The sequence below is a fragment of the Paenibacillus alvei DSM 29 genome, from assembly GCF_000293805.1.
In the GTDB taxonomy this organism is placed as follows: Bacteria; Bacillota; Bacilli; order Paenibacillales; family Paenibacillaceae; genus Paenibacillus_B; species Paenibacillus_B alvei.
Map to the genome: position 1 here is coordinate 382958 of NZ_AMBZ01000005.1, position 26043 is coordinate 409000.

General features: G+C 43.8%; 25 protein-coding genes and 1 pseudogene. 2 read left to right on the forward strand and 24 right to left on the reverse strand.

The features are described from left to right. Window positions 1–22: 22 nt before the first annotated feature. The 20 genes from PAV_RS18645 to PAV_RS18735 all read right to left on the reverse strand — a co-directional run bounded on the left by PAV_RS18645 (window position 23) and on the right by PAV_RS18735 (window position 20980). The gene (locus tag PAV_RS18645; RefSeq protein WP_005548952.1) at window positions 23–1024 is read right to left on the reverse strand and encodes a hypothetical protein; all 1002 of its coding nucleotides are present in this window, start codon (window positions 1022–1024) and stop codon (window positions 23–25) included. Continuing rightward, a complete protein-coding gene (locus tag PAV_RS18650) occupies window positions 1021–1611 on the reverse strand; it encodes a phage tail domain-containing protein (protein WP_005548954.1) in 591 nt (196 codons plus the stop codon). The genes PAV_RS18645 and PAV_RS18650 overlap by 4 nt, the downstream gene beginning before the upstream one ends. Further along, window positions 1611–3965 carry a hypothetical protein gene (locus PAV_RS18655; protein WP_040736157.1) on the reverse strand — a complete coding sequence of 785 codons (2355 nt, stop codon included), beginning with the start codon at window positions 3963–3965 and terminating at the stop codon, window positions 1611–1613. Before PAV_RS18655 ends, PAV_RS18650 begins: the two co-directional genes overlap by 1 nt. Further along, the gene (locus PAV_RS18660) at window positions 3959–7012 is read right to left on the reverse strand and encodes a phage tail tape measure protein (RefSeq protein ID WP_005548957.1); all 3054 of its coding nucleotides are present in this window, start codon (window positions 7010–7012) and stop codon (window positions 3959–3961) included. Before PAV_RS18660 ends, PAV_RS18655 begins: the two co-directional genes overlap by 7 nt. Before the next feature lie 8 nt (window positions 7013–7020). Next, on the reverse strand, window positions 7021–7521 hold the full coding sequence (locus PAV_RS18665; RefSeq protein ID WP_005548958.1) for a hypothetical protein: 501 nt from the start codon (window positions 7519–7521) through the stop codon (window positions 7021–7023). 60 nt (window positions 7522–7581) lie between these two features. Beyond that, window positions 7582–8004, reverse strand: coding sequence for a hypothetical protein (locus PAV_RS18670; RefSeq protein WP_005548961.1), 423 nt, complete (start codon window positions 8002–8004; stop codon window positions 7582–7584). A 15-nt stretch (window positions 8005–8019) separates the two neighbouring features. Continuing rightward, entirely contained in the window at window positions 8020–8430 is a 411-nt protein-coding gene (locus PAV_RS36365; protein ID WP_005548963.1) for a site-specific integrase, read from the reverse strand. A gap of 18 nt (window positions 8431–8448) precedes the next feature. Then, window positions 8449–8949, reverse strand: coding sequence for a hypothetical protein (locus PAV_RS18680; RefSeq protein WP_005548964.1), 501 nt, complete (start codon window positions 8947–8949; stop codon window positions 8449–8451). Between the two features lie 122 nt (window positions 8950–9071). Continuing rightward, the gene (locus tag PAV_RS18685) at window positions 9072–9827 is read right to left on the reverse strand and encodes a hypothetical protein (protein ID WP_005548966.1); all 756 of its coding nucleotides are present in this window, start codon (window positions 9825–9827) and stop codon (window positions 9072–9074) included. 114 nt (window positions 9828–9941) lie between these two features. Then, a complete protein-coding gene (locus tag PAV_RS18690; protein WP_005548968.1) occupies window positions 9942–10685 on the reverse strand; it encodes a hypothetical protein in 744 nt (247 codons plus the stop codon). Window positions 10686–10797: 112 nt separating this feature from the next. Beyond that, on the reverse strand, window positions 10798–11907 hold the full coding sequence (locus PAV_RS18695) for a hypothetical protein (RefSeq protein WP_005548970.1): 1110 nt from the start codon (window positions 11905–11907) through the stop codon (window positions 10798–10800). A 150-nt stretch (window positions 11908–12057) separates the two neighbouring features. Then, window positions 12058–13470, reverse strand: a complete 1413-nt coding sequence (locus tag PAV_RS18700; protein ID WP_005548972.1) for an MDR family MFS transporter — start codon at window positions 13468–13470, stop codon at window positions 12058–12060. 281 nt (window positions 13471–13751) lie between these two features. Then, the gene (locus tag PAV_RS32500) at window positions 13752–14276 is read right to left on the reverse strand and encodes a hypothetical protein (protein WP_005548973.1); all 525 of its coding nucleotides are present in this window, start codon (window positions 14274–14276) and stop codon (window positions 13752–13754) included. 2 nt (window positions 14277–14278) lie between these two features. Beyond that, a complete protein-coding gene (locus tag PAV_RS32505) occupies window positions 14279–14608 on the reverse strand; it encodes a hypothetical protein (RefSeq protein ID WP_005548974.1) in 330 nt (109 codons plus the stop codon). Between the two features lie 281 nt (window positions 14609–14889). Continuing rightward, a complete protein-coding gene (locus tag PAV_RS18710; RefSeq protein WP_005548975.1) occupies window positions 14890–16359 on the reverse strand; it encodes an Ig-like domain-containing protein in 1470 nt (489 codons plus the stop codon). Between the two features lie 145 nt (window positions 16360–16504). Continuing rightward, the gene (locus PAV_RS18715; RefSeq protein ID WP_005548976.1) at window positions 16505–17068 is read right to left on the reverse strand and encodes an RNA polymerase sigma factor; all 564 of its coding nucleotides are present in this window, start codon (window positions 17066–17068) and stop codon (window positions 16505–16507) included. A 261-nt stretch (window positions 17069–17329) separates the two neighbouring features. After that, entirely contained in the window at window positions 17330–18025 is a 696-nt protein-coding gene (locus PAV_RS18720) for an ABC transporter permease (RefSeq protein ID WP_005548978.1), read from the reverse strand. 15 nt (window positions 18026–18040) lie between these two features. After that, entirely contained in the window at window positions 18041–18943 is a 903-nt protein-coding gene (locus tag PAV_RS18725; RefSeq protein WP_005548980.1) for a glycine betaine ABC transporter substrate-binding protein, read from the reverse strand. A 207-nt stretch (window positions 18944–19150) separates the two neighbouring features. Then, window positions 19151–19810 (reverse strand): ABC transporter permease, encoded by a 660-nt coding sequence (locus PAV_RS18730; protein WP_081505784.1) that lies wholly within the window; start codon window positions 19808–19810, stop codon window positions 19151–19153. 6 nt (window positions 19811–19816) lie between these two features. Then, entirely contained in the window at window positions 19817–20980 is a 1164-nt protein-coding gene (locus tag PAV_RS18735) for a betaine/proline/choline family ABC transporter ATP-binding protein (protein ID WP_005548983.1), read from the reverse strand. 441 nt (window positions 20981–21421) lie between these two features. On the opposite strand from PAV_RS18735, the pseudogene PAV_RS18740 reads away from it, so the two are divergent. Beyond that, window positions 21422–21624, forward strand: a pseudogene (locus PAV_RS18740) (helix-turn-helix transcriptional regulator). 2 nt (window positions 21625–21626) lie between these two features. Next, on the forward strand, window positions 21627–21935 hold the full coding sequence (locus tag PAV_RS36370; RefSeq protein ID WP_005548986.1) for a hypothetical protein: 309 nt from the start codon (window positions 21627–21629) through the stop codon (window positions 21933–21935). 64 nt (window positions 21936–21999) lie between these two features. Here the strand turns inward: PAV_RS36370 and PAV_RS18750 are convergent, their stop codons facing one another. From PAV_RS18750 to cobU, 4 genes are all read right to left on the reverse strand, one after another. Further along, the gene (locus PAV_RS18750) at window positions 22000–22515 is read right to left on the reverse strand and encodes a DUF2179 domain-containing protein (RefSeq protein ID WP_005548988.1); all 516 of its coding nucleotides are present in this window, start codon (window positions 22513–22515) and stop codon (window positions 22000–22002) included. 403 nt (window positions 22516–22918) lie between these two features. Further along, window positions 22919–24538 carry a cobyric acid synthase gene (locus PAV_RS18755; protein ID WP_005548989.1) on the reverse strand — a complete coding sequence of 540 codons (1620 nt, stop codon included), beginning with the start codon at window positions 24536–24538 and terminating at the stop codon, window positions 22919–22921. Window positions 24539–24545: 7 nt separating this feature from the next. Continuing rightward, on the reverse strand, window positions 24546–25379 hold the full coding sequence (gene cobS, locus PAV_RS18760) for an adenosylcobinamide-GDP ribazoletransferase (RefSeq protein WP_005548991.1): 834 nt from the start codon (window positions 25377–25379) through the stop codon (window positions 24546–24548). Continuing rightward, on the reverse strand, window positions 25376–25945 hold the full coding sequence (cobU, locus tag PAV_RS18765; RefSeq protein ID WP_005548992.1) for a bifunctional adenosylcobinamide kinase/adenosylcobinamide-phosphate guanylyltransferase: 570 nt from the start codon (window positions 25943–25945) through the stop codon (window positions 25376–25378). Before cobU ends, cobS begins: the two co-directional genes overlap by 4 nt. Between the last annotated feature and the right edge of the window lie 98 nt (window positions 25946–26043).

Here is a 26043-nt window from a genome sequence, read left to right on the forward strand (position 1 = left end):
CCCGAAGGCAGCTTATGCTTATTTAACCAATGACCGTAACCCGGTACTGATTAACGGCAGGTACGGATGGGAATGTCAAAATGACGCTGTTCTCATCCATCATATTAATTTGGGCATCTACTGCCGCGAATGGAGATTCCGCCTCCCGCACCATGACGACGACATCTCGAGTATTCAGTGGATGCTTGATTGTGTAGGTTGTAGAAAGACCGTCTCCGATCGTTTTCGCAACTTTTCCGGTTGCGCCCAAGCTTCGTCTTGCTCCATCAGCATCCGTAGCTCCGGTTCCTCCGTGAGCCAGCTCAATGGTATCCGCTTTCCATTTTCCCATTTGAATGGTGCCTACTGTCTCAATCGTTGCTTCACCCTTGTAATTGCCGATTGTGCCGAACGGCACGAATTCGCAGCTAGACCCCATCTCTTTCCATTGAACGGTCTTATACACATACCAGTGTACGCTGCCGTCGACGATCGTGGAGCCGCTAATATTGGTCCAGGCTGGTTCGACGGAATCCGAAGCGCCTTCAATAATGCATTTATAGTAATAGCTCATATCGCCATTCGTAGCGACGACGATTTCATCCAGCTTATAATGATAAGACGGCTTCCATGCCGTATGCCCATATAGATCATATACCAGACTTCCGGATGTAGTCGGGAATGTTGGCTGCTTCATCCCGCTTGTGCCCTCGATAATGCATTCATAATAATGGCCATTATCCGGAGAGGCTTTCACCTTGTTGCCTGCCTTATAGGAATACTGCTTCTGCCATGTAGGTGCAAATACGCCTTCCCGCACATTTACCCAGCCTGCGAAATCGCCGCGCGATGCGTTCTTGTTCCAAAACTTCTTCCCTGCATGAAAAAACTCACCCATCTCGGGGTGAGTTGCTACGTCGGATATAAGCTCTTCAAAATGATTATCGAGCACTTGAAAATTATCGGCCAACCAAGCGATGGTTTGATCGACCTGATCCGATACTTGCGGCTTTTTTAACCCCATCTTCTTCGTTTGTATCATCATAGATCACTCCATTTCATTCCTGAATATTGTAGCCATGTCGTGCTTCCGCTCTTTACCTGCAAAGCTCCGTTGACAATTTCGATATTTTGCAGCGTCCCCATCCCATTAGTAAAAGTGTTTTCCTGGATTGTTTTTGTCAGTTTTGTGCCGTCGAACATCATCTTTTCCTTCAAGGTCTTGGGCGTATAGGAGTATGGTCCGTCGCATCTCATCTTCAAGGTAATATAGCCTTGCTTCAATCCATTATGAATGAGATTCACGTCTCCATCCGGCATGCAATAAAATACCCGGGTCGGATTATCGACGGTGTAGAAAGGTTTGTAGTAAGGCTGTGACAGCCAGCGGGCAACTTCTCGAATACGCCGCTCGTCATAATGAAATTCAAAGGCAAAGGTGAGATTAAATTCGAGCGGGCTTAATTCGATGGCCTGAAAATACGGTTTATGTCTTCCGCTTACTTTTTTCTCGATAATGCTTCTTGACGGCAGCAAGCTCTCCTCGAACATACCTCCGTCTAGTTTGCAATTCAATAACCCCATATCGACGGAATAGATGCCGTCATAATAAAAATGTACGCCTTCCAGCATTAAAATCTCCCCCCTCTTGTACGCTTCAGTTTGTTCACGATTTCCGTCGCCACGATATCGGCCGTATTCCGGTCTGCATTTCCATTTACATTCACTTCAATGTGATATTCATGCTGCTCATTGGCTGGAGCAGGAATGACTGACGGAATGGATGCCGGCATGAAATTAGCAATAGGGAAACTAGGCACAGCCGATCGAATTTGTTCCACGATGCGAGCCGTGTCCAAAATGTGCTTTGTCTGCTCGGCGTTTAATACGAGTTCCTTTTTATCCAACAGCGCTAATTTACCGGAATTCCCGCTCCAATCCCCCGTGTAGCCGCCTGTATCGAATTGGCGTAGAGGCTTTCCGTCCTTATACCATGACCCATTCTTGTATACTGCACCTATTTCTTTTCCTAGCTTTCTATTCTCTTCCTCTAATCTTTTTCTTTCCTTTTCATCAGTGGTCAGTTTCCACTTCTTACTGTTGGATATCATTTCATTGATTTTGTCTTTCGCGGATAGTAAGCTGTTGTCTGGGAGGCCTGCGGTAGGTTTATTACTTCCGTCGAGGTTTTGGGAATTCGCATCGTTGACGATTGAACCCATGGAACCAAGCTTTGAGTCATTTAATTTGTTGAGTTCACGAATTGCTTCCTTTACTTTATCGGTGAAATTCGTCGTAATCGAATCTCCTAGTATATCGAATTTGGAATCGACTTCTCCAGACCAAGTGTTGACGGTTTCAAGCATTTCATTGAAGTTGCCTTCATATACTTGCTTGCGCATATCAGCAAATTTTTGTTCGTTGTTCAGTTCATTTTCCCAGAACTTTTGCCGTTCCTCCGCCTTCTGTTCCAACAATTTGACCGTGTTGTTGTATTCCTCTTCCATCTTTTCTTTTTTGCTTTCCAGCTTTTCTTGCTCCGAGTTCAGTTCGTCCTCCAGGTTATTCTTGCGGAGCTCGATTTCCCGATTATGCTGATATTCGGACAACTCCTGTTCTTTCTCGGTCAATTGCTTGATTAAGTCGGCTTTTTGACTTTTCGCTTCATAGGAATCATCCATGGATAACAAGTCGATTTGTTTTTTGAGATCCGTTATTTCGTCTTGTTTTTTGGACAAATCATTTTCATAGGTTCGCGTGGATTCCGTGCGATCAAGCATCTGCATTTGTTGATCGTAGGCATCCTGCAACGCTTTAAGCTCTTTATCGATTTGCTTCATCCGATTCTCATGAACCTGTTTTTCTTGTTCGAGCTTTAACCGATAATGTTCCTCGTCCGCTTTTTTTAAGAGTTCGAGTTTTTCTTTGTATAGCTCGACATATTGATCGGCTGCTTTTTCGTAAATGTCTTTTACGCTGCCATTAAGATCCTTAACCGACCGTTCTGTATCTTGCAGCTTATCCTCTTGTTTCTCGATTTCATCGGTCAAACGTTCCACGATATCTTTGTTGTTTTTATTTAACTCCAACTGCGACTTAAGGAATTTAATATTGTTTTTAATATCATTGGCCTCACCCTTGCGCAAGCCAGCGATTTGTTGCAAATATCCGATATGCTTCGCATAATCCCCGTCTTCTTTATCCACGTCATAGCGAATATTATCCTCTAGTTGCTGAATGCTTTTGGCATATTTTTTGCTCTCGTCGTTCATGCGGTACAGATGCTTGTCGATGACGGAGTTGGCTATTTTTGTTTTCTCCGAATTAATATCCCTATCCTTTTGACGCATTTCAGAATATTTTCCTTCAATACTCTTCCTTAATTCGTCTTTTTTAAGTTCCGACAAATCTTTATTTTTTAATTGTTCTTCATAAAAATTTATTTCGTCTTGGTAACTTTTCTTTTGCAAACTTAATAATTGGATTTTTTCAGCCGCATGATCACGATACCCTTGGGTTGTACTGTCATATAAATCCATTACGTAATCCTGATAATCTATTTTCTCGGATAACGTATCTCTTCGATGGCTGTACATAGTGGCTGTAGCATCAACCATCTTACTATTAAGCTCTGCAATGACCGACTCCATTTCAGACGATTGAGATTGCAAATCATGGAGACGATCTTTCGCTTGGGCTACCTCTTGCTCAATTTCCGCTGCAATCGCTTGTTTCGTTTTATTTGCATTTTTATCTTTATCGACGGTCATATAGCCGGTTTTCTTGATTTGTTTTTGCTTGATTTGTTCATTTAAAGAACTTATTTCATTGTCAATCGTTTTTTTCTTCTCACCTGACAATCTGATTTCTTCAGCAAGAGCCTGCCGGTGCTGCTTAGACCACGTACTGTACTTCTCTTGAATTCTTTGCTGCTTTTCAATGGATTGAGTAAGTTCGTCCATATGTTCTTTATACTTGTCTACCACATAGATTGCATCTTGAAGTTCGGGTTTCGGGTTAGAAGAATGAGAACTCCCCCCATAAGAACTACCGCTAGAAGCTTGTTTTTTTTAGCAGCTACTTTATCCTTTATCGCTTTTAGTTTTTCTTTATCTCCGTAATATGTGTGTTTTATATGACGATTATAACCAGCTTGTGTAAGCTCTTTTGCTGCATTCATTTCATCGATAGTAGTCGTGTATATTCCATTTTTTCGATTGTTCTCTATTTCATCGTTCTTCTTTTTTGCGTCGTCATAAATTTTATCTACATCAACATCGTATAAATTTCGAGCATCCATAAGCAATTCGTAAGCTTCAATCTCATCTTCGATTGCTTCGATTGTATTGACTGCTTTGTCCTTTGCAGCAATGCCTTGCTTATTCTTCTTATCGATATCATCTTGAAATTCTTTTTCTCTTTGCTGCATTAAATCTTTTAAACCATCTGCAGTAAGTTGAATGTTCCCGTTTTCAATATAAATTGCATCATGTAAGGAAGGATACGTACTTAGCAATTCAGTAATCGAATCTTTAGATAGCTTTTGTCCATCTGCTAATTTATGATAAGCAGAACGAAGATTTTCAATCTCTTTCGCATTTTTCGGATCAATTTTCATTCTCGTGCTATTTATTTCTTTGGCTGCTTTTTGATGTCCGACTCTTATGTCATTGAATAATTTGAGGAACGGATTATTAACCGGATTTTTGCTCAATTTTTCTTTTATATTATCTATAACATCAAGCATATTATTAGCCTGTTCTGGTTTTACGTTCATCAGATCATCAATAGATACTTTGTTACCTTGAATTACCCCCATTATTTCATTAATAAACGAAGGGATCTTTTGAGCAGCATCTTTTGTGTCTTCACCGAAATTATCTATATTTTCCACAAATATTTGTTTAAGGGATTCTATAAATAAAAACTTATTTGAGTCTACAGGTATATTGCTAGAGTTAATATAATTCTGAAAGGCTAAGTTAATAGATTCATTGAAATCGGTAGAACCATGAATGATACTGTCCTTCAAGTTTTGATTTTCTACTTCATATTTTTCTTTTTCAGCGATAATATCATTTATAAACTTATCAAAATTTGCTAAGGCTGCACTTCTATCGGGTGATCCTTGTAAGCTATTTATGAGAATAGTATAGAACGGATCAACGACTAGAGCTTTATCTTTTGGTAAGGCATCAAAAATTGGATTCATTTTATTTGTGAAAGCTTCTTTTATACCCTCTTTATCATCAAATTTGATGTCTTTGATGTCCGTTTCGATAAACATTCTTGCTCTTTTTGCAAAGTCGAGCCACGTATCTTGGAAGTCGATTTGTTTTTTGTTATTTCTGATTTTCTTAATATTTTGATCTACTTCTCCAAAATCGCCATCTAACTTTAACTTCAACTCTTCTTTATTATTTTTTAGTTCTCTTTGCTCTTCTTCTACTCGAAGCCTCTTTATTTCATCCGCACTTTTTGCTACAGCATTCCCATATTCATCATAGTGGGATATAAGTTCGGGCATCTTCGTTTTTATTTGCTCAATAATACCTAAATACTTTTCCTCTTCCTCTGTTGTTCGGCTTTTACCTTTAAGTTGCAAATTCTCAAAGGTATCAACATCCATATTCTTTCCATCAAAAATGCTGTCATAGTCTTCTTTAAACTTTTTAATTCTTTTGGTATCGTCATCGAGGAATTTTAATCTATCTTTTCGATCGTTCTCTGGTTTGTTGATAATGTTAAACAGACCTTGAATTACTTCCCCAATCATAAGAAGTGCACCCACGTATGGGACAATTCTCGCTAACCCTTTTCCTATTACTGAGAAAAAAGTGCCAATGCTGCTGCTGCCCATAACGAGATTTTTCAAGGCATCAAATTTAGACAACCCGCTGAGCCCGGCAAAAACTGTAGCTATAGGAAGAGCGCCTATCATTTCCGTTACTTTTGTAAGAAATTCTACTATTGTCGTTAACCCAGAAATAATATCTTTAACGGCTTCTGAATTGCTGAACGTATTCCAAAATTCAGAAAGAGAAGTTTGCAGCTTCCCGATGCGCGCCTCGAAACTGTCCGCATGCTGATTGAATGCTTGAGCCGCCGATCCGGCTGAGCTCATAGCTGTTTCGGTTGCTCCCTTGGCCTTGCTCCAATTCTCCATGATGGAGGATACGACCTCGTTCTGATCCCCGCCGATCTTGCTGGAAACGTCCACCTTCTCTTCCTTCGACAATTTATCCCATACCTGAGAGAGACTCTGGAAGATTTCATAGGTGGACTTAAAGGTCGTTTGATCCTCTTTCATTAAATCTAGAGCGCCGCTGCCCATCAATTTGTATTTCTCATTGAGAGACGCAAATGTTTTTTCAATTTGCGGAACGACGCCCCTTACTTTTTCGCCGCTCTCAGAAAGTCCCTGCAATCTCAATGCAATGGTTTTTAATCCCGCTCCGGCTTTTTCCGGATCTTTCAGATCAATATTCGCTGCCGTAATCATTCCAATGGATTGCTGAACCGTATTTCCGGCCTTTTTCAGATCAGAGGAGGAGTCTTTCAACGCATTGCCCAAGCCTTCTGACGTGATGGAGAAATTATTCTTAACCGCCGTAAACATATCAACGACGCTGCGGACATTGTTCCCGTATTTATCGACTTCAATGTCGAAGCCGCGCAATACGGCTATGATGCTCGCGCTCGCGTCACCTATGCCCATGCCGCCGACCTTGGACAGTAATATGCTGTTTTCACTTAACCCCGTTGACTGTTCCAACGTGTAGCCCAGCTTTTGGAACTCTGTGGTTGCTCTTACTACGGAAGCTGAAGCAACGCCCATTTCCTTACTGATTCCAAAGGCACGTTCTTTAAACGCATCTAGTTCTTGTGAGCTTGCCCCGGACGTGCTCTTCAGGTCGATCATGGCCCTATCGAGTTCTACGACTTTCTCAAGCCCCTTCTTCATCTGATCCTCGAACTTGAACGACCATTCAAACGCCTCAGAGGCGCGTTGCCATGACGGAATGGCATTCATTGCAGTCGCTAGCTTATCCGGAATCGATTCTTCTTTTTTGTTTTACTATCCGAAGAAGATGCTTTTGCGCCAGATTCCTGCTTACTAGCCGCATTTTTCGCGGAATCTAATATACTGGATTGATTCTGAGCCGCGGTTGATTGCATCTTCAGCAATTGAGCATACGATCTTGTCAGTTCATCGGTTTGGCGCTTGGCTTCTTTTTGCTGTCTTACAAATTCCTTTCCTGCTTTTGCAACATCGATTTTAGACAGTTCCTTAATCGATTTTTTCAATTTTTTGATTTCGTCGCCAGCCTTGCCAAGTCCATAATCGATATCAATCTTGCCAATCGAGGCGATTAACTTTTGTATGCTGCTGACCTCGCGAATGACACTGTCTTTGTTCTGGATAATTAGTTCCAGCTTGAATTTATACTTTTTGCTAATGTTCGCGATCAGTTTTTTTATATCTTTTTCAGCATTTTTCATTTCTACGCCTAATAAAATCGTCTGATCATTCGTCATCATCAAACACCCCTTTTCAGTGCATAAAAGAAAAAGGAGTGCTCTTCGCACCCCTCACCCATATCATTCAGTCGTAATCATCTCTGCAATATCGCACCATCTGTCATATTCCAAAGCCTCGCTGCCTTTAAAAGTCTTATCGCACTCCAAAATTAATTCTTTTATAAAGAGCAGCATTTCTTTACGCTCTGTATTTTGCTCAATAACAAAATTCTCATTTAACAATAGGAAATACTCACCCTGAAAGCCTTCACGATCTGGCACATCGTACATTTGCTGTCCGTTCGACTCGATGATGACAGGTTCCCCATTGCTGTCCAGTTTAGCGAACTCGCGAATCAATTCCGCATGCTCTTCTTGAATCAGCTTGTGGCGCTCCATTAGTACTTTCACGAATCTCGTTCGCAATCGCGACTTCCGACCCGTCAATTCAAAGCTCATTAGAAAGGTAATAAAGGGTTCAACCTCAGCATTTTTTAGTTCCATTTGGATCTACTCCTTTTATTTGGTTTGACGTTCAATATAATCAAGCGGATTGGAACGGATTTTACGCTCCTTCAACAAATACAAGAAGAAGGACGACATCGAACTTAATCTTCGTTGAATTCTTCGTTCATTATTTCCCAGCTCCATGATGCAAAATGAAATAAAATCCTCAATCAGTGAAATCATTCTGTCGATCCCATTCTCGGAATTCACACATTTTAATATATCCTCTTCAGACAATGTTCCTTTTTCAGCTCTGTCATGTAGAAAGACCAACCATTGATTAAAATCAGATAAGTAACTTAATTGGGAAGATTCACTAAGACTTTTGTATGTAAAGTAACAACTCACATAATGTTTATTTTCATTCGCTACCTTTTCTAACTTTTCTTTTGTTACATATCGTATATATTTTCTGCTAGACAACTGACTATCCCCTGTTCTTTATTCCATTAGGCTTTTATCCGCTAACTGTGTTTTCATTTTCTCTTTCAGTTCTTCAAATTCTTTAGCATTTGCATTGAAATTATCGATGGCACTTCGCAGGGTGCTGGACAATCTTTCGAGCTCTTTTTCCTCAAAACTCATATAAATCTGAAAAAGTGTCCCTGTATTAATCATGTTCTCGATTGCTTGAAGCTGCTCGCTAAATGTAGAAGGAAGCTCTAATGTTGTAAAATGCTTAACCGTTAAAAACATCAAATACGGAACAATAATTTGTTCATATTTCTCCTTATCTTGCAATTTAGCTTGATCGAGCTTATCGATCAGTTCTGTAATGCAAGAATCCATTTTGGCGGGACTAAAATATTTACAAATTTCTAAGCCGAATTGCTGAGCTTTATCCCCAATATCAATCGTAACGACAACCTTTTTCGTTTCGTTAAACTTCTCATTCATTTGTGTAATTAGTTCATAATTTAAGTTTTTTACTCGCTTTGCCATTTGTGCTCACTCCTGAATCGTCAATTTATAAATAAAATGTTCATTTTATTAAAATTCGAAAAAAAAGGCGAGAAGGAGAACCCTTCTCGCCTTCAATTTAATACTTTATTTAGCTTTTGATATTAGTAACGAACAATCTTAACCATGTCTGTGCTAGCTGGATCTTTAAATACATCCAATTTCATATCGAATACGGATGGATCTCCATCAGGCTGCATAGTCAATGTAAATTCGGAACCGATTTTCGCTTTCGGAATGACGATTTGAACTTTCTCATCCTTACCTGTCGTTTCAGAACGCCATACCGTTTTACCAACGACACGATAGTAACCGCTGAACTTATCGGATTTAATCGTAAGAACTTCTGCGTCGTTCGTTGTTTGATAAGTAAAGTACACAATAACCTTTCGGCCAACTGGCAGATCAGTGGAAGGAACCGTAATTTCCTTGTCCGTTACTGTGATCGATGCCTTTGGCACCTCTTTTTCCTGGCTATAACCGTCTTCAGAGAAGTAGATTTGAACAGAATCTTTATCTGCCTTTTCTTCAAGAACAATTTTCGAATTATTCGCGCCGCCGTCAGTTGCCACTGCTACCACACGCTCATAAATCGTTTCTGTGCGTTTCTCCAGCTCAGTGCCGGTTTGCATTGCAATCGATTTTGGATTCAACAATGCGTCCTGGATATTAAATGTAGCTGTACGACCGAAATCCCAACCTACAAGACGGCTTCCGCCTTTACCGCCGGTTGCAAAGCTGCTTTCTGCCGTATTTTCCAGATTAGATAGCTTCAACGTATCTAAGTACAATTCTGCCTTGTTCGTCAACAAGTTGTAGAACATTACATCTGCTACCTCTTTAACTCCAAATCGTGCCATAATAAATCCTCTCCTTAACTAAGTTATGATTGAGTTGCTTACATTCTAAATAGTCACTTTTGCTAAATGATTTATTGTTTTTTGGTTATTCTATGCTCCAACCCTATTTTCTCCTCAATTATCTCTACTTGACCAATGACGAAGCTGAACATTCTGGGCCCCAGCCAACATCGATTGAATACTAATATCATACTGATCGATAATTTCAAGCCGCTTGAATTTCCTGTACACTTGGAACACCGTTAAGTCAAGCATGTTAATTTCATTGATACTATATGATTTAGATGTAATGGCTGCGAGGATATCAAAGAAATCTAAATCGTCGTTACCTACTTCATCTAGTCTACTTTTCCGCCGCTTTAGTTCATCTCGTCGTTTTGCCAGCTTGTCCATTTGTTCCTTTAGTTTTTTCGTTTCTTCATCTGCCGGATCGAACTCGTTGTCTTTCTTCTCATCAAAGTGATTGATGTAATTTTGCCATTTAATTACTTCTTGAATCTCTTTATAATTCATTTTATTAATTTGGCGCATCTCTCCGTCCGTCATTGTAACGATCAAGCTTACGTTCTCCTTGTCCGGATAGACTTCAGCCCTGAGAAAGAAGGAAACTGACTGTATGAGAAGTTCAACAATGTCATCGCCACCTCCCAATAACAATAACTCAAGCGTATCTATATGTTCTGGGGCCTCTTTCAGGAGATTGCTATTGTTTAGCGTAATCATGTTTAAATATTTCATATATTCTGAATATCCTACATCAATAATGTCTCTTATTTTCAACGGATAGATTTCACCAAAATCCTTTGCAAAAATCGGCCTGCCTCCCAATAATTTCAGTTTTAAATCAATACTCTCCATTGTTCTTTATCTCGCTCCTATTCATGTATGCAGATAATAAAATAATTAATAAGAAATAATTTTTCACAGAAATCACCGCTCTTCCCACATATATATTTTTATTTATAGTACTTTATTTAGTTTTTGAAGAACATGACTCTTTATATTTCGATTTACGACACTTTTTGCATATTGATCGAAGTCCTGATTTCGAGTTTTTCATAGGACTGAAATATTTTGTACTGGCAATATAGTTCTGCTTGCAACAGTTGCATGTTTTATACTTTCCGCGCAATATATATGTATATAACCAATCTTCTTTACTTTGTTTGTATGTTTCTACGAGCATAGACGGAATCGTATCTCTTGTCATTTTACTAAGTGCTGGCTTGGTCATTTTTACATGATATTTTTGATCTAACCGCTCAATCATCATGTCATGTGTGCACCCTTCAATTTTCCACACGAATACATCCTTCATGTAATCCTTCATTATGGTGTGATCCATTAATTCTTCAAAAATAAGCATCACTAGCTTTAAATATCCGTGAGTATCATCGTATGACCTCTCTTTCAATTCCGTATAGCATTCAAACAGTATTCGAACAATCTCAATATCGTCAAATCGAATATAGGAAAGTTGGTTGTTATCTTTTTCTATTTTGCTGATTTTATTGAATCTAATGTATTGCTTAAGTTCACTTTTTACTGCAATTTCATCCTTTTGAATGTCTGTCCGAATCCATTTTAGTTTTTTGATCTCTGCTGCTGGCATTTGCAGACCATTTGAATCTGTACTGGTTTTAATTAGTTTATTAATCTGCTCGATCGCTTTTCCCGTTTCTTTTAGCTCTGCATATGATAATCGATCTTCCTTAAGAACCTTGAGTTTTGGAATTTTGATAATGGAACGGCTGGATTCCTTTTTTGACTCCTCGACCACAATCATTTTTTCGATAGCAGACTCACGAATTTGGTTTCGTTTTTTTCGATATGCCGTAATTGTATCGGAGGCTGCATCACTATCTTGAGTATACAGCAAATAATTTGCTAACGATTCTAAGTCCTTGGCTACCCTGTTGCTGTCGCTTAACATCCCATGTTGACCTATATGCGGGTTATATGCTTCGTCAAAATAACGCACGATATTTGCATCATGTTTTGAAATGATTTCTTGTACCGATTTTAAGCGAGATTTACTGTCCGTTATTTCATAATCCAATTCCACCGACATTTTCCCCATGTGTCATCCACCCCTTTTTTATATCAACATAATAATACTTTCTTTGGTTTTAGTAAACTGTCATTTCGTTTTTCCTCATAAAAAAAGCAGAGCCTTCTCAATTTCATTGGCTCTGCTAGCATCCTCGTATTCTATGAAAATATTAGATTTTTATTTCCTTCTACTATTGATTTTCGGAACTACTCGCCCTTGCGCCTTCCCAAGCCAGTATACGAATGGCAAGCCAATCAGGGTCATGACCATGCTGATCATGTTCACCTCATTGATGCTCATTGTAAATGCTGTATTTTGCAGCAATGTCGCGTCGGCGATCACACCCTGCAACTCCCCTGCGTGATGAAGCGCACGTACAGCAAGCAAGGACGTGAACAAGCCGATGGACAAGCTCGCCATCCCTTGGCGCAGCCAGCTGTTGATCGAAGATCCATAGCCTGACAGTTCGCGAGGAATCGCAGACATGCCTGCATTCAATATCGGGGTATTCGCAAGAGCAATACCTACATTGCGAACAGCCATCCACAGCGTAATATAGCTATGAGGTGTATCAACATGCAGTCGTCCTAGTTCATACGTGCCGATGACCATCAGCAGCAGCCCTGTTGAGATGAGCTTCACTGGCCCAAACCGCTCATACCAGCGTCCAGTGAATGGCATAACGAAGGCCATAAGCGCTGATGCCGGAAGCAAGACAAGTCCAGAAACCAATGTCGAAGAGCCCTGTACACGCTGTAAAAATAATGGTGTTAATAATGCACCCGCATACAAACTGATCGTCACGATTGTAACCAGTATCATGCTAAATGCGAACCGCTTATAACGGAACACGCGGAAATTGAGCAGGGGATGCTCAATGCGAAGGGAGCGGCGTACGAAGGCGATGAGAATGATTATGCCGACGATGATGCAGCCAATCGTCTTCCAAGAACCCCAGCCCCAGTTGGACAAATTGCCAAAGGCAAGCAGCAGCAGCAAGCTGCCCAGCGCTACGGTGAAGAAACCAAGCTTATCAAATGTATCTCCTGAGGCAAGGCGATACATTGGAATATACCGCATGACCGAAATCATCGCAATAATGCCGATAGGTACGTTCATCCAAAACAACCAGTGCCAATCCCCAACATGGACAATCCATCCGGCCAATGTCGGGCCAACAGCTGGCGCGAGCATGGCGGACAATCCCCACAGGCTTATCGCCATCGACTGGCGTTCACGAGGAACTACCTGATATACGACAGACATCGTCGTCGGCATAATGATGCCGCTGAACATCCCTTGAAGGACACGGAATACAATCAGGCTCCATTCACTCCAGGACACCGCACATAACACGGAACAAATCACAAATCCGCTAAGGGCAACTAAGTACAGCCGTTTCGTGCTGAATCGATTGCCCAAATATCCGACAGCAGGCGCAATAATCCCTGTTGCCAGCATAAATCCCGTCAATACCCACTGAATCGTCGTCAAATCCGTGTCAAAATGGGTCATCATTACCGGCAGTGCAATATTGACGGTATTCGTGCTTAATACGGCCAAGAAATTCCCAAAAAAGATGGCAAACATAATACTCCAAAACATCCTGTTGGTCATTGTGTGTTGACTTTGTTCTCCCATATGCATACATCACAGCTTTCTAAATTCGATTTAACCTATTATTCGTTCATCCATGTCATAGCATCCACGCAGCGACACGGCCTTTTTCTAGTGTAATCCTCCCCAGCCTATTGTGTCAATATTGACATATCAACTTGAAATAAATGTTTATCTTCATCCTACATGCACAAAAAAGAGCCGCAGCTTTTATCCATTAAAAGCGCGACTCTGGATTTACAAATTTTAATGTGTTATGCCATCGAGTGTCCAAGCACATGAGCAAAATAGGCGATATTGCGATCCAAAATTTCACGGTCGGCATTCGGCAATTGATGAAGAAGCTGCTGAATATCCTTGACGAAGGCATCCATGCCTGACATGTTCGCTTTATCAAACCGGCTATCCACCTTTACAGGAGGAGCCTCTTGCTTGGCGGTGGCAATTTCCTCCCGATATTTGTCCATCCAGCCCTTATTCTGCGGTATACGCTGTGCGAATTTCATCAGGACGCCGAACCAGTCTCCGCCTTGGCTAATAGCATCCTCCATTTGCTGATGACTTTCAGGTGCGAACCTTCTCATCAAGTCCGTAATATTCACATAATCATCCGGCGCTCCTGCTGGTTTGGGAGTAGGCTCTCGATATGGATTCGTTCCGGCTGCCGTCCCATCCGCCCGCTTCTGCGACAACGCAGCAATGTTGTTGAACGTGCTAAGCAGTTCCGAGCCCTCATCATCCGCAAAATAATGCTGTGCGATATATTTGGCTTGGGTCAACCCTAACTCCAGCAAAGCTGAGCGAGCCGCATCATCAGGAACAGAGCCGCCGGGAGCCAGATTGGATTCAATGACTGTATACACAGCTTTTTAATTTCGGGCGATTTTCCTTCTAAAATGCGCTGCAGCGAATCATCGATGTCCGCATTTCCATAATAAGAACCAACATGATGTTCAATAGCACCAACAGCTAGCTGCCGTCCGGTTGGGCTAATTTCAACGGAGTCGTGATTGACGCCGTTCATTATGCCCGTATCGGTTCTCATTTGCCTGCTCGATTGCCCATAGCTGTCATACAGCTTCGGTGAAATCATTGGATTGTTTATTTTCATGGCTGCCTCCTGCATGATGGCATACGACGTATGCTCTATCATCTGAATAGGTATGTTGGATTATTTCAGTATTTCAGGCTTCTACAACATATATCGACCACCGACATCCAATGATTTACATTTCATCCTCAAGTCAGTAAGAAAGCATAAGTACATCCATACAACAAAGCCTCCAGCACGCTAGTTAGGCGAGATTGGAGGCTTTTGCAGCTTGCGAATAATAATGAAGAGCACTCGCTAATTAACCATCACCATCAATCATCACATTCATCCGTGAACAATTAACCTCTTCCTCCGTACAAGCTGTAAGCGAAGTGATAGATAATATTCGTTGCACTTACGTTCGGACGTTCGGACACTTGTACGTTAATGCCGCTCAAGTCATAATAATGCGTAAAATTAATGGCTCCCGGTAAAAATTCACTTATGCTGCCCGTTGAAGGCGGCAGGCTTAATGTGGCCGTAAAGGTCCCATTGGCATCCGTATACACGGAAGCAGCGCGGGTGCGATTGCCGCTGCCTTCCGTCCAATTCTTATTCAGCCATAGAACATCCACTTTCGCATTGGCTACCGCATAATTATCCGATGTTGTCACCCTGCCGACTACCGTTAGCGTGTCTTTTGCACGGAAATGTTTTCCGTATTGGTAAGTCGGATAATCATTCGGGCCTTCCTTGGAATTAAAGCCGATAATGGAAATCTTATCTGCACGCAGTACGGGTCTAACAGTCAACGTGTAATTGGTATTATCATATTGGCCCGTCGTATAGACACGAACATAGAACGTACCTGTTCCTATTCGAACATTTTTGTCTGCTGGAGATGACAGCAGCCTCATTTGATTGCCTTCGAATGCCCCGTATACTTCAACCTTATATCCTTTGCTCATGGACACATTGTCCAGCGATAAGTTCAAAGCGTCATAATTGCGATTTTCCGGTACGTTTATCGAAAACCAGTCATTATCGATCGGGGAGCTAATCGAACGCGTGTTCAACGAAGATCCAGATGTGTTCACTGTAAATCCATAGGCGTGAAATGCATTTTCATCCGTCTCATAGGCGTCATATTCCGAACTGACGGCCAGCGTGACGGTAAACGGATCATTGATGCTTCCGCCCTGCTTGGCGTGTACCTCGACGAGATAAGCCTTATCTCCCGACGTCGTGTTTTTCGTACCCACGTTTTCAGATAATGTGCGCGTTCCGTTCTCATAATTATTCATATACGTTCCGTAAATCGAATGATCAATTGGCGTCGTAATGATATTGCCTGTTGCCATATCGAATTCGTACAAATACAGATCATAGTTCAACTGCGGCGACAATGGCGGATCGAGCTGTACCTGCAGCACTTCTCCCGGCTTCACGTAAATCGGATATAAATGGACGGCTTCCCCTTCCTTCGGTATAACCCCGGTATAAGTGGCGGTTGTAACCGAGCTGGTCGACTCCGCCAATGTGCGAAGAGAGCTTGTCAGGGGCTGAATAGCTGCGGCATCATTCAAATTCACGGGAGTATCAATCGTATGCTGCAAGGCGCCATTTAAGCCATCTGCAGGTGCGGCTTTCATGAGCTGTGTAACAGGCTCCGCATTATCAATCGCGGCATGCAGTGATAATGCATCCTCTTGCGTTGTTGATGGGAGCGCTTCTGAAAGTCTGCCCTCGGCTGCAGACACCACGCTCATTTGAAATACGAGCAGCAGGACGAGGCTTAGCACCGTTACGATCGAAAACTTTTTTTTCATCGTGGACTTACCCCTTTCTCGTTATGTAAAGTGACCTTGTAATTGGAAGGACTGAAGGTCTTATAATTAAAGACGTACCTACGAGCTATTTTCTAACGAAAAATTTATCATTTCGAATCCGTCACTTAGAATTCGAAATGCAAAGTTAAGACCACTTCTTCGAAAATTGCTGCCGAAGCTTTATTCGTGCGCGAGCCAGCCGTTGGCTGATCACTTGCTCGGACAAATGCAATTCCTTGGAGATCTCTTTATACGATTTATTTTCAAAATAGTGCAGACGAAGCAGGGCTTGGTAATGGGATTTCAATTCACTCATCGATTGATGCAATAAGGAATCCCGCAATTTATTTTCCACAGTAATCGATATGTCCGGTTCCGTTTGGGTAAATGGGGTTGAGTTGGCTGTGTGCAGCATGGACTCGCTTGCTTTCAAATTGTGGCTTTTATTTTTGCGAAGAACATCGAACGCGGTGTGGCGCGCAACTTGCTTGAGCCAGGAACGAATGGCGGCAGGATGCCGCACATGGTGGATATTCGTCAACGCCTTCATCGAGGCTTCTTGAATGACATCCTCCGTTAACGAGCGATCTTGAACGATGCAATAAATGTCGGCGTACACAAGCTTGCGAAATTCATCATAGACGACCGCCTGAAGCTCTTGGTTCGCATTCTGTACGTATGCGTATAATTGCATCAGTGCTTGTCCCATTTTTGCTTTCCCCCGATCAAATCTTTGATATGGGGCGCCCTTGCCTCCGGTTGATCTGACTCGCTGCTTACAAGCTCGCCCTTAAAACAACTCGATTCGTTTCAAGTATAACTCATTAATTCCAAATTGTAACAATAATAAGAAGATATTCATGTATCGTTCACATGCGGTAAAAATAAAAAAAGAAGCACCGATATTATTCGATGCTCCTTTTTCAATCACCCACAGCATTTCATTTCTTGAATTCACCGTGGCCTAGTTTTACTTCGAAGAAGAGGCACTCTGCCGAGAACCTGAACTAGACGTCCGCTGTGCAAAGTTGAGCTTGCGCTGCATCACTCCAAATATGATATCCGCAACGATGGCCAGCAGTGCTGCTGGAATCGCTCCCGCATACAAGCGGAGCGGATTTTGCCCGTTCAATCCAGAATAGATTTCTCTACCCAATCCATCACCGCCGACGAGAGGCGCGATAGTCGCAACCCCGATTGCAATGACGGCCGCAATGCGAAGTCCTGAAATGACATAAGGCAGCGCCAGCGGGAATCTTACCTTGAACATGAGCTGCATTGAGCTCATGCCAAGTCCGCGTCCCGCTTCCACATAGCTTCCGTTCACCTGCTTCAAGCCGACATATGTGTTGCGAACGATTGGATTCAAGGAGTAAAGCAGCAAACCAACGACAACGGTCGTTGTCCCGAGACCGAACACGAGCATTAGCAGCACCAGCAGCGCCAAGCTCGGTACAACCTGCAGCATGCTGGTTATTGCCAAGATGAACTTAGCCAGCTTCTCATTCCGGGAACAGAGCACACCAAGCGGGATTCCGATTGCGAGTGCAAGACCGATGCCTGCCAGCACCATCACCACATGTGTAATAAAATACTCCCACAGCATACCGCTGTTTCTACCCATATATGACAATAAATCTGCGATTGACCACTCATAATTGCTCATTCGTATCCTCCTTCCCTAGCTCTTTAGCAAGCCGACCTTAGTTAAATAATCGACAGCAACCTCACGCTCACTTTTTTTCTCAATATCCACTTGATAATTGAGATCGATCATCGTCTTCTCATCCAGCGTACCCAAGAGCAGCCCGATCACGTCATTCAGCTCTGGGTGCTTTTCCAGCACATCCTTGCGGATGACCGGGGATGCATCATAAGGAGGGAAGAATTGCTTGTCGTCCTTAATCGTTGTTAAATTATAGGCTTTCAAGCGCGAATCGGTGGAATAGGCAAGCACAATATCCACCTGGTTGTTGGCAACAGCCTCATATACCAGACTCATCTCCATTGGAAATTCCTTGCCAAAGGCAAAGCCATAAGTTCGCTGGAAGCCCTTATATCCATCCGCATCACGCTCCAGCCAAGTCGTGTCAACGCCCAACCTCAAGCTGCCTGCATCTTTGGCCACATCCGATATCGTCTTGTATCCTTTCTCATCCGCCAGCTTTTTCTGGATCGTAAAGGCATACGTATTCTCGAATCCAAGCGGCTCATACCATTTGAAGTCAAAATATTTATCAAAACCCTGCTGAGCCTGCTTCAATACCTCCTGGCGATTCTTTGTATCTTTCACCGGAAAGTGATTGTTGAAGATCTCACCCGTGTACAAGGTTGCCATCTGTACTTCATTCTTCTTCATCGCATTGATGACTACAGGACTAGCCGCTAAATCCGGCAGTACCTTGACCTTGATGTTCGTACGATCTTCAATAAGTGCTTTATACATTTCCGCAATAATTTTGGTTTCCGAAAATGTCTGGGTGCCGATAATGATCCGGTTATCCGCTCCACAAGCAGACAACAACAATGCCAGCATTACCATGAGTGCTGTTCCGCCAACAGCCCATTTTTGTCGCATCTTCATATGTGCGCCCTCCTTCATTCAGACATTCAGGACAGGTGTTCATCACGATTCAACTAAATCCAGCTCAAATCCCAGCTAACCGAGTTCCGAGTTTCATTCAACTTAATGCTTTACTTGATTCGCTCACATTCAGCGCTGCGATGAACATCCTGCCTTACACTTCTATCCTTTATCCGACTGTCCACCCCGTTCACGTACGGCAATAACTTATGCCATCATGCTGCTCGTCCGTCCGAAACGGCGTGTCAGTGCTCGCTCAATCCAGCCCAGCAATGCGTCAATGACAAATGCCAGCACAATGGCTCCAACTGCTCCTGCGACAATCAATTCCGGCTTATTTACGCCAAGACCGGATACGATTAGCTGTCCAAGACCACCTGCACCGATAAGTGCTGCTAACGTGGCCCAACTGATAATGTACACAGTCGTAATTCGAATGCCCGACATGATATAAGGAAGCGCCAGAGGAAGCTGAATGCGAAGAATACGCTGCATCGTATCGTATCCCATGCCCCGTGCGGATTCCAGCACGCCGCGATCGACCGACTCGAAGCCATCATACGTATTGCGCAGAATCGGCATTATAGAATACAAGAACAAGGCGATAATTGCCGGCTTCATCCCAATGCCCATCAGCGGTATCAGAATCGCGAGCAGCGCAAGGCTTGGAATCGTCTGCAACAGGTTCGCAGCAAAGAACACAATGCTGTTCACCCACTTCACGCGATTGTAGACAAGCACGATTCCTAACGGGATTGCTGCCAAGCAACCCAGCAGTACAGAAGCGGCCGTAATCGCCAAATGCTCGCGAAGCGCCATGATTATGTCTGCGCCTCGCTCCTGAAAGAACGTCCACCATTCATTCATCATCCATCAGGCCTCCTCCGCATAAGCTTTCGCCAGCTTATCCACGACAGCTGGATATACCTCGGACAAATGCTTGACGACACTTCCCCGCGTAATGAGTCCCACAAATGTCCCCGTATCATCGACCACCGCCAGATTGGTCAAGCGATGATCGTTCATCATATTCAAGGCATCAGGCAGCGGCGTTCCCGGTGGAACGGAATAGCCGATCGGCTTCATCACATCTTTGACGGTTTTGCCTTCCTCACCGTACTGATCGAGCACATTATAGATCGATACAATGCCTTGGAGCTTCTTCGCACGATCCACGATGAACAAGGAGTCAACCTTGCGATGCTCCATCATTTTGATGGCTTCCGCTAAACCGCGATTCGGGAATGCCGTCGCTGGTGTAGACACCATTACCTCATCCACGGTTGGAATATCGATAGGAGACTCGCTCTCCAATCTCTTTTGACCGATGAACGTGCGAACGAAATCATTCGCCGGATGGCGAAGAATCTTTTCTGGAGAACCGGTCTGCACGACCACTCCATCCTTCATCAGCACGATTGTATCTGCAATCTTGATCGCCTCATCCATATCATGGGTAACGAAAATAATCGTCTTATTAAAATCTTGCTGTAATCGAATCAGTTCATCCTGCAATTGTTCACGGCTAATAGGATCAAGTGCACTAAACGGTTCGTCCATTAGAATAATATCTGGATCCGCTGCAAATGCGCGAGCAACACCAATACGCTGCTGCTGTCCGCCACTCAATTCGGCTGGATACCGATTGCGGTAAATTTCCGGATCAAGGTTAACGAGGCGCATTAGCTCATCAATACGGGCGTCAATCTTATCTTTATCCCATTTGTTCAAGCGTGGAACGACAGCAATGTTATTGCCGATCGTCATATGGGGGAATAGCCCGATATTTTGAATAACATAACCAATGTTGCGGCGTAGCTCTACGGGGTTATGCGACGACACGTCTTTGCCGTCAATGAGAATGGTGCCGTTTGAAGGAGTCATCAGACGATTAATCATCTTCATTGTCGTCGACTTTCCGCAGCCGCTTGGTCCAATAAGAACGGTCAGTTCTCCTTTCTTGAACTCAAGGTTGATGTCTTTCAACGCCTGAAAGCCATCCTCATACACCTTGTTCACATGCTGGAATTGAATCATGCATCGCTCACCTCTTTTATAAGATTAGATAATAAATTTATCATCTATGAAAACAATAAAAACAGCTATGTTTATTATTACATACATATTTTTTCGTGTAAAATCTTATGTAAAAACCTTTTCTTAAAATATGTGAAAATCATACATATAAGATAGTCTTATATATATTACTTACCCCGCGTCAGAAGTACGGAAACAACGAAAAACCGCCCTTTCAAAAAGGATGGTTTTATTGTCTTCATTTCTACTATGCAATATACCCAATGTACCCCGCCATAAAGACAGATTAACTCCACATAACCAAGCATTATTTAATGAACAATATTCCCCATAATGAAATAAAGGCTGCAATCTAAAAAAATGGTTATGCCGTCTCCAATTGTAAAAAATACTTTACGAATTGTAAGAAATAATTTACACTCATAATTAGAGGTGGTGCTATTGTTACAAAACAAGTTAGTCGTTTACCGAGCAGAAAAGGGATGGACACAAGAAGAGCTTGCAAAGCGGGTTGGCGTTAGCCGTCAAACCATTGCAACCCTTGAAAAAACAAATATAATCCTTCTCTTATTCTTGCCTTCAAAATTGCAAATGCTTTTGACAGGACATTAACCGAAGTCTTTGATTATAAGGAGCGGGTGTAAAAATGTTATTGTTGAAGATTGTATTCATTGTTGTGATATTTCTTAGCCAGATGTATATATTGAAATTCAAATCAAGTGAGGAAGCAAAGGATGAAAGAGGTAGGGAAATTACGCATAAAACAAATAGTATGCTGTTTAATATGTTGTATGCAGGTGTTATTCTATTGATTGCACTCCATTTGCTTGAAATTGTTTCAATCAAATATTCACCTGATATTCTGTTATATTTCACACTATTGTTGAGCGTTTTTGGGAGCGTCTTTCTTTATATCAATAAGAACAAGGAAAATTATGAAGTGAACCGTAATTGACCTCTTCATTGAGGTTCTTTTCATGCATAATTTTACGAAAAATGAAAAAAAGGCGCGCAGCGCCTTAGCGCCGCGTCACCTTGGTCCAGAAGCCGCCATGCAGCTGTGACGGTTCAGAGGTAATAATAAATGCCTTAGGCTCAATATCCAATATCGAGCCTTGCAGCTTGGTTCGATTTTTACGCCGCGACAGCACCTCGAGCATCAAGCGATCTCCATCCCGGCCGCTGCCGATCCATGTTGTAACCCCATAGCCGTGGTCGCGCAAATAATTTGGCAGCTCACTCTCCGGATTATTAACGATAACTTTCAGTACGACATATCCCAGTGCTATCTTATCCTCGATCCAGGATCCCACAAGTACACCTATTCCGTAACCGGCCGCATATACAATAAGGCTAATCGGCTCGTTCAAATATTTAAGCACCATGTTCAAGCCAAGCACGTAAATGATAATTTCTACTGTACTGATCATAGCAGCTAAATAGCGCTGCCCCTTCAACGTCAAAATCATCCGCAGCGTAAAAAAGGAGACATATACGATTTGGATCGTGAAAATAGCAATCAGTATCGTAAGCATACACGCAAATCCTCTCTCGCCTGCTAAGCAGCTATACAGCAGCATTGCTGATGATTGTGGGCATCAGGTATCCAGCCGCAATCAGCACCTGTAACAGCATCTGTACAGCACTTATAAAAGCGCATCGTAATAAATTCATTACCCGATTATGGAAGCCACGAAACGTCCTTCTCCTTTGCAGTATAGCGCAAGGAGGATTGATCCTTCACCTGAATCAACCTTAAATTCGACCTTAAGGCAAAAAAAGAAGGACTCCGGCCCATGTCCGAACTCCCTTGATTGTAATGTCTATAGTACGCCGAGGCAAGAGCAGAAGGCGATAGGGAAATCATTTCAAATTCAAGCCGTTCCCCTTGCGCCTGCATCCTTGATTCTTTTTCGCATCCGTTCCTGTTCCAGCCTGCTAATGATCAGATCTGTGGTGATCCAGTTGAAGTATTTGATAAAGCGCGTCCATATTCAAGCTGCTCCGCACCAGGTCAGCCAGCCGATCGAATGCCTCTTCACGCTTGACATTATAGTTCAGTGCCGTCGGTAGATGCTCCATCCCTTTGACCTGACGAAGACGGTTCAACCAGCCTCTGCGAAACTCATCATTATGGAAGACGCCATGCAAATAAGTGCCTAGTACCTGTCCTGAAGCTGTCACACAACCATCTGTTCCGCGATCGCCTTCTAACAAAAACAGCGGCTCAGCTCCCATATCAGCAGATACCTGTGCCATGAATGTGGAGCGTCCCATATGAATCTCATACCCCTCAACCGGGTGCTTGTATAGTGGGGTTCCTTCTAATTGTGAAGCACAAACCGTACCGGATACCCGTTCCGTGCGCTTATCGGCTGCAAATTCGGTAGCAAGCGGCAGCAGTCCCAATCCGTCCATTACGGAACCCGCCTCAGCTTCTGCCCCTGCCGGATCGGACAAGCTGTGCCCAAGCATTTGGTATCCGCCGCAGATGCCGACAACGGCAATCTTGCTGGTTGAAGCGAAAGCCTGGATAGACTCCGCTAAGCCTGTACCGCGCAGCCATTTGAGGTCAGTCATCGTACTTTTCGTGCCAGGAATGACAATTGCATCAGGGGCACCCAGTTCCTCCGGCTTTCGTACATAGCGAACGCGTACATCCGGTTCCGCAACAAGCGGATCGATATCTGTAAAGTTAGAGATGTGAGGCAGTGCTATCACCGCGATGTCGAGATCATTGTCCGGCTCTATCTTGCCCTTCCACTGCTCCAGCGCAACCGAGTCTTCAGCCTCAATGTCGAGATCGTTGGCATATGGAAGCACACCAAGCACCGGTTTTCCTGTCCGTTCCTCCAGCCAATCCAGTCCTGGCTGCAGAAGCGTGACATCTCCGCGAAATTTATTAATAATAAAGCCGCGAACGCGTTCTCGTTCGTGCGGCTCGAGCAGCTCAAGCGTGCCGACAATAGATGCGAAGACACCGCCGCGATCGATATCCGCTACAAGAATAACAGGCGCATCTGCCCACCCTGCCATGTTCATATTCACAATATCGTTCTGCTTGAGGTTAATCTCGGCAGGACTCCCTGCTCCCTCCATCACGACAATATCGTATTCAGACCGAAGCCGATTGACCGCCTCAACAACGATGCGCTTCGCCTCCGGCAGGAAGCCTGTGCGATAATCGCGAGCGCTCAAGTTCTGATACGGCTTGCCATGTACGACAACCTGCGCGCTCATCTCCTTCATAGGCTTTAGCAGCACCGGGTTCATATCAGTCGTAGCCATGACGCCGCACGCCTCGGCCTGTACGCCTTGGGCGCGTCCAATTTCCTTGCCGTCTGGCGTAACATAAGAATTCAGCGCCATATTTTGCGATTTGAACGGTGCCACCTTGTAGCCATCCTGCTTGAGGATACGGCACAGCGCTGTGGTCACTACACTTTTGCCAACATCAGAGGCCGTTCCTTGCAGCATAATTGTCCGACCGCGAACGAACTCCTGATCCGACGTTCCAACGCCCTGAGCCGGCATCGTTTTCTTCAACTGTTCATCCATCCCTTGTTCACCCTTTCATCCCGCACAAGACCACGAGCAGCAGCAGGAACACCATTTCCGTACATTCATTCAATGCGCCGTAGGTATCGCCTGTCAGACCGCCCAGCTTCTTTGACAAATAGCGTGATATGCCCCATGCAGAGACGATTCCAAGCAGCGGCGAAGCGATAAGCAGCCACCAAGGCCATCCCGGAATAATTCCTGCCGGCACTGTCATCAGAGGGCTAACCTGAATCGGAAGCATCATGAAAGCCACAGCCGCAGCGGTCAACACCCATGCACATCCATAGGAAGCACTCACGTGCTTCTGGGTGAGCCCTTGGAAATAACTGCCGAGCCCGGATTCAGCCCGTGCATACGGTTCATTCGTCATCGCCCATACCATTGCTGCACGAGACCAAATAAAGGGAATGACAATCCATATATGCCATACATTTGCATCAAATAGAATCATGAGCAGTGACCATTTCAGCAGCAGCATCAAGACACAAGCGATAACACCCATCGCTCCGACCCGACTGTCCTTCATAATTTCAAGCATGCGCTCGCGGGTGCGGCTGCTGAATATGCCGTCTGCTGTGTCCATCAGTCCGTCCATATGCAGTCCGCCCGTTACTACCAGCATCAGCGCCAATGTCATCGCTGCAGCCGGCCCTGTCGGCAGCAGCAGGGACAGCCCCGCCCCTGCGCCCCATATGATCAGTCCAACAACGCCGCCTGCAATGGGGAAGAACAAGGTGCTGCGCTTCAGCACCTCGTTCGTAAAGGGCACTTCCTTCGGAATCGGAATACGAGTAAGGAATTGCATGGCCGCTATTAACGCATGTGCATACTGCTTCATAGCTCTACCATCCTGCTCTTAAGCTCGATCGGAATCCCCGCAGTTACCAAATATACTTCATCGGCAAGTGCAGCCATACGCTGATTGAGCCGCCCTGCTGCATCGCGGAATATACGCCCGAGCTTGTAGGCAGGAACGACGCCGCTGCCGACCTCGTTCGTGACCATGACGACGATACCCTCTCGTCCTTGAATCGTATGAAGCACCTGCTGCATACTGCGAATACAGCTTTCCAACTGCTCCTCCATATGTGCCTCATCTTCCTGCTCGGCTCGCAAAAGCTCATTGGACAACCAGATCGTCAAGCAATCGACAAGCACAGCCGGCTGCTCTGCTTGGCTTAGCCATGTCGGCAAATCAAGCGGCTGATTGACAGTGGCCCATTCATAGTCAGATGCTTCACGGCTCGCCCGGTGCAGCCGAATACGCTCCATCATTTCTTCATCATGAGCTTCAGCAGTAGCAGCATAGATACCGCCGTTCGGGGACAGCCTCATGAATAATTGCTCAGCGAACGTACTCTTGCCACTGCGTGCCCCGCCTGTTACGAGTACAATTTTCCCCATTCTCACTCATCCTTGCTTCATAATACTTGGTATATCAGGTCAGATCATCACGTAAACTGCCCGCTGTATACCTGCTAACGGCCATTTCTTACTATCTG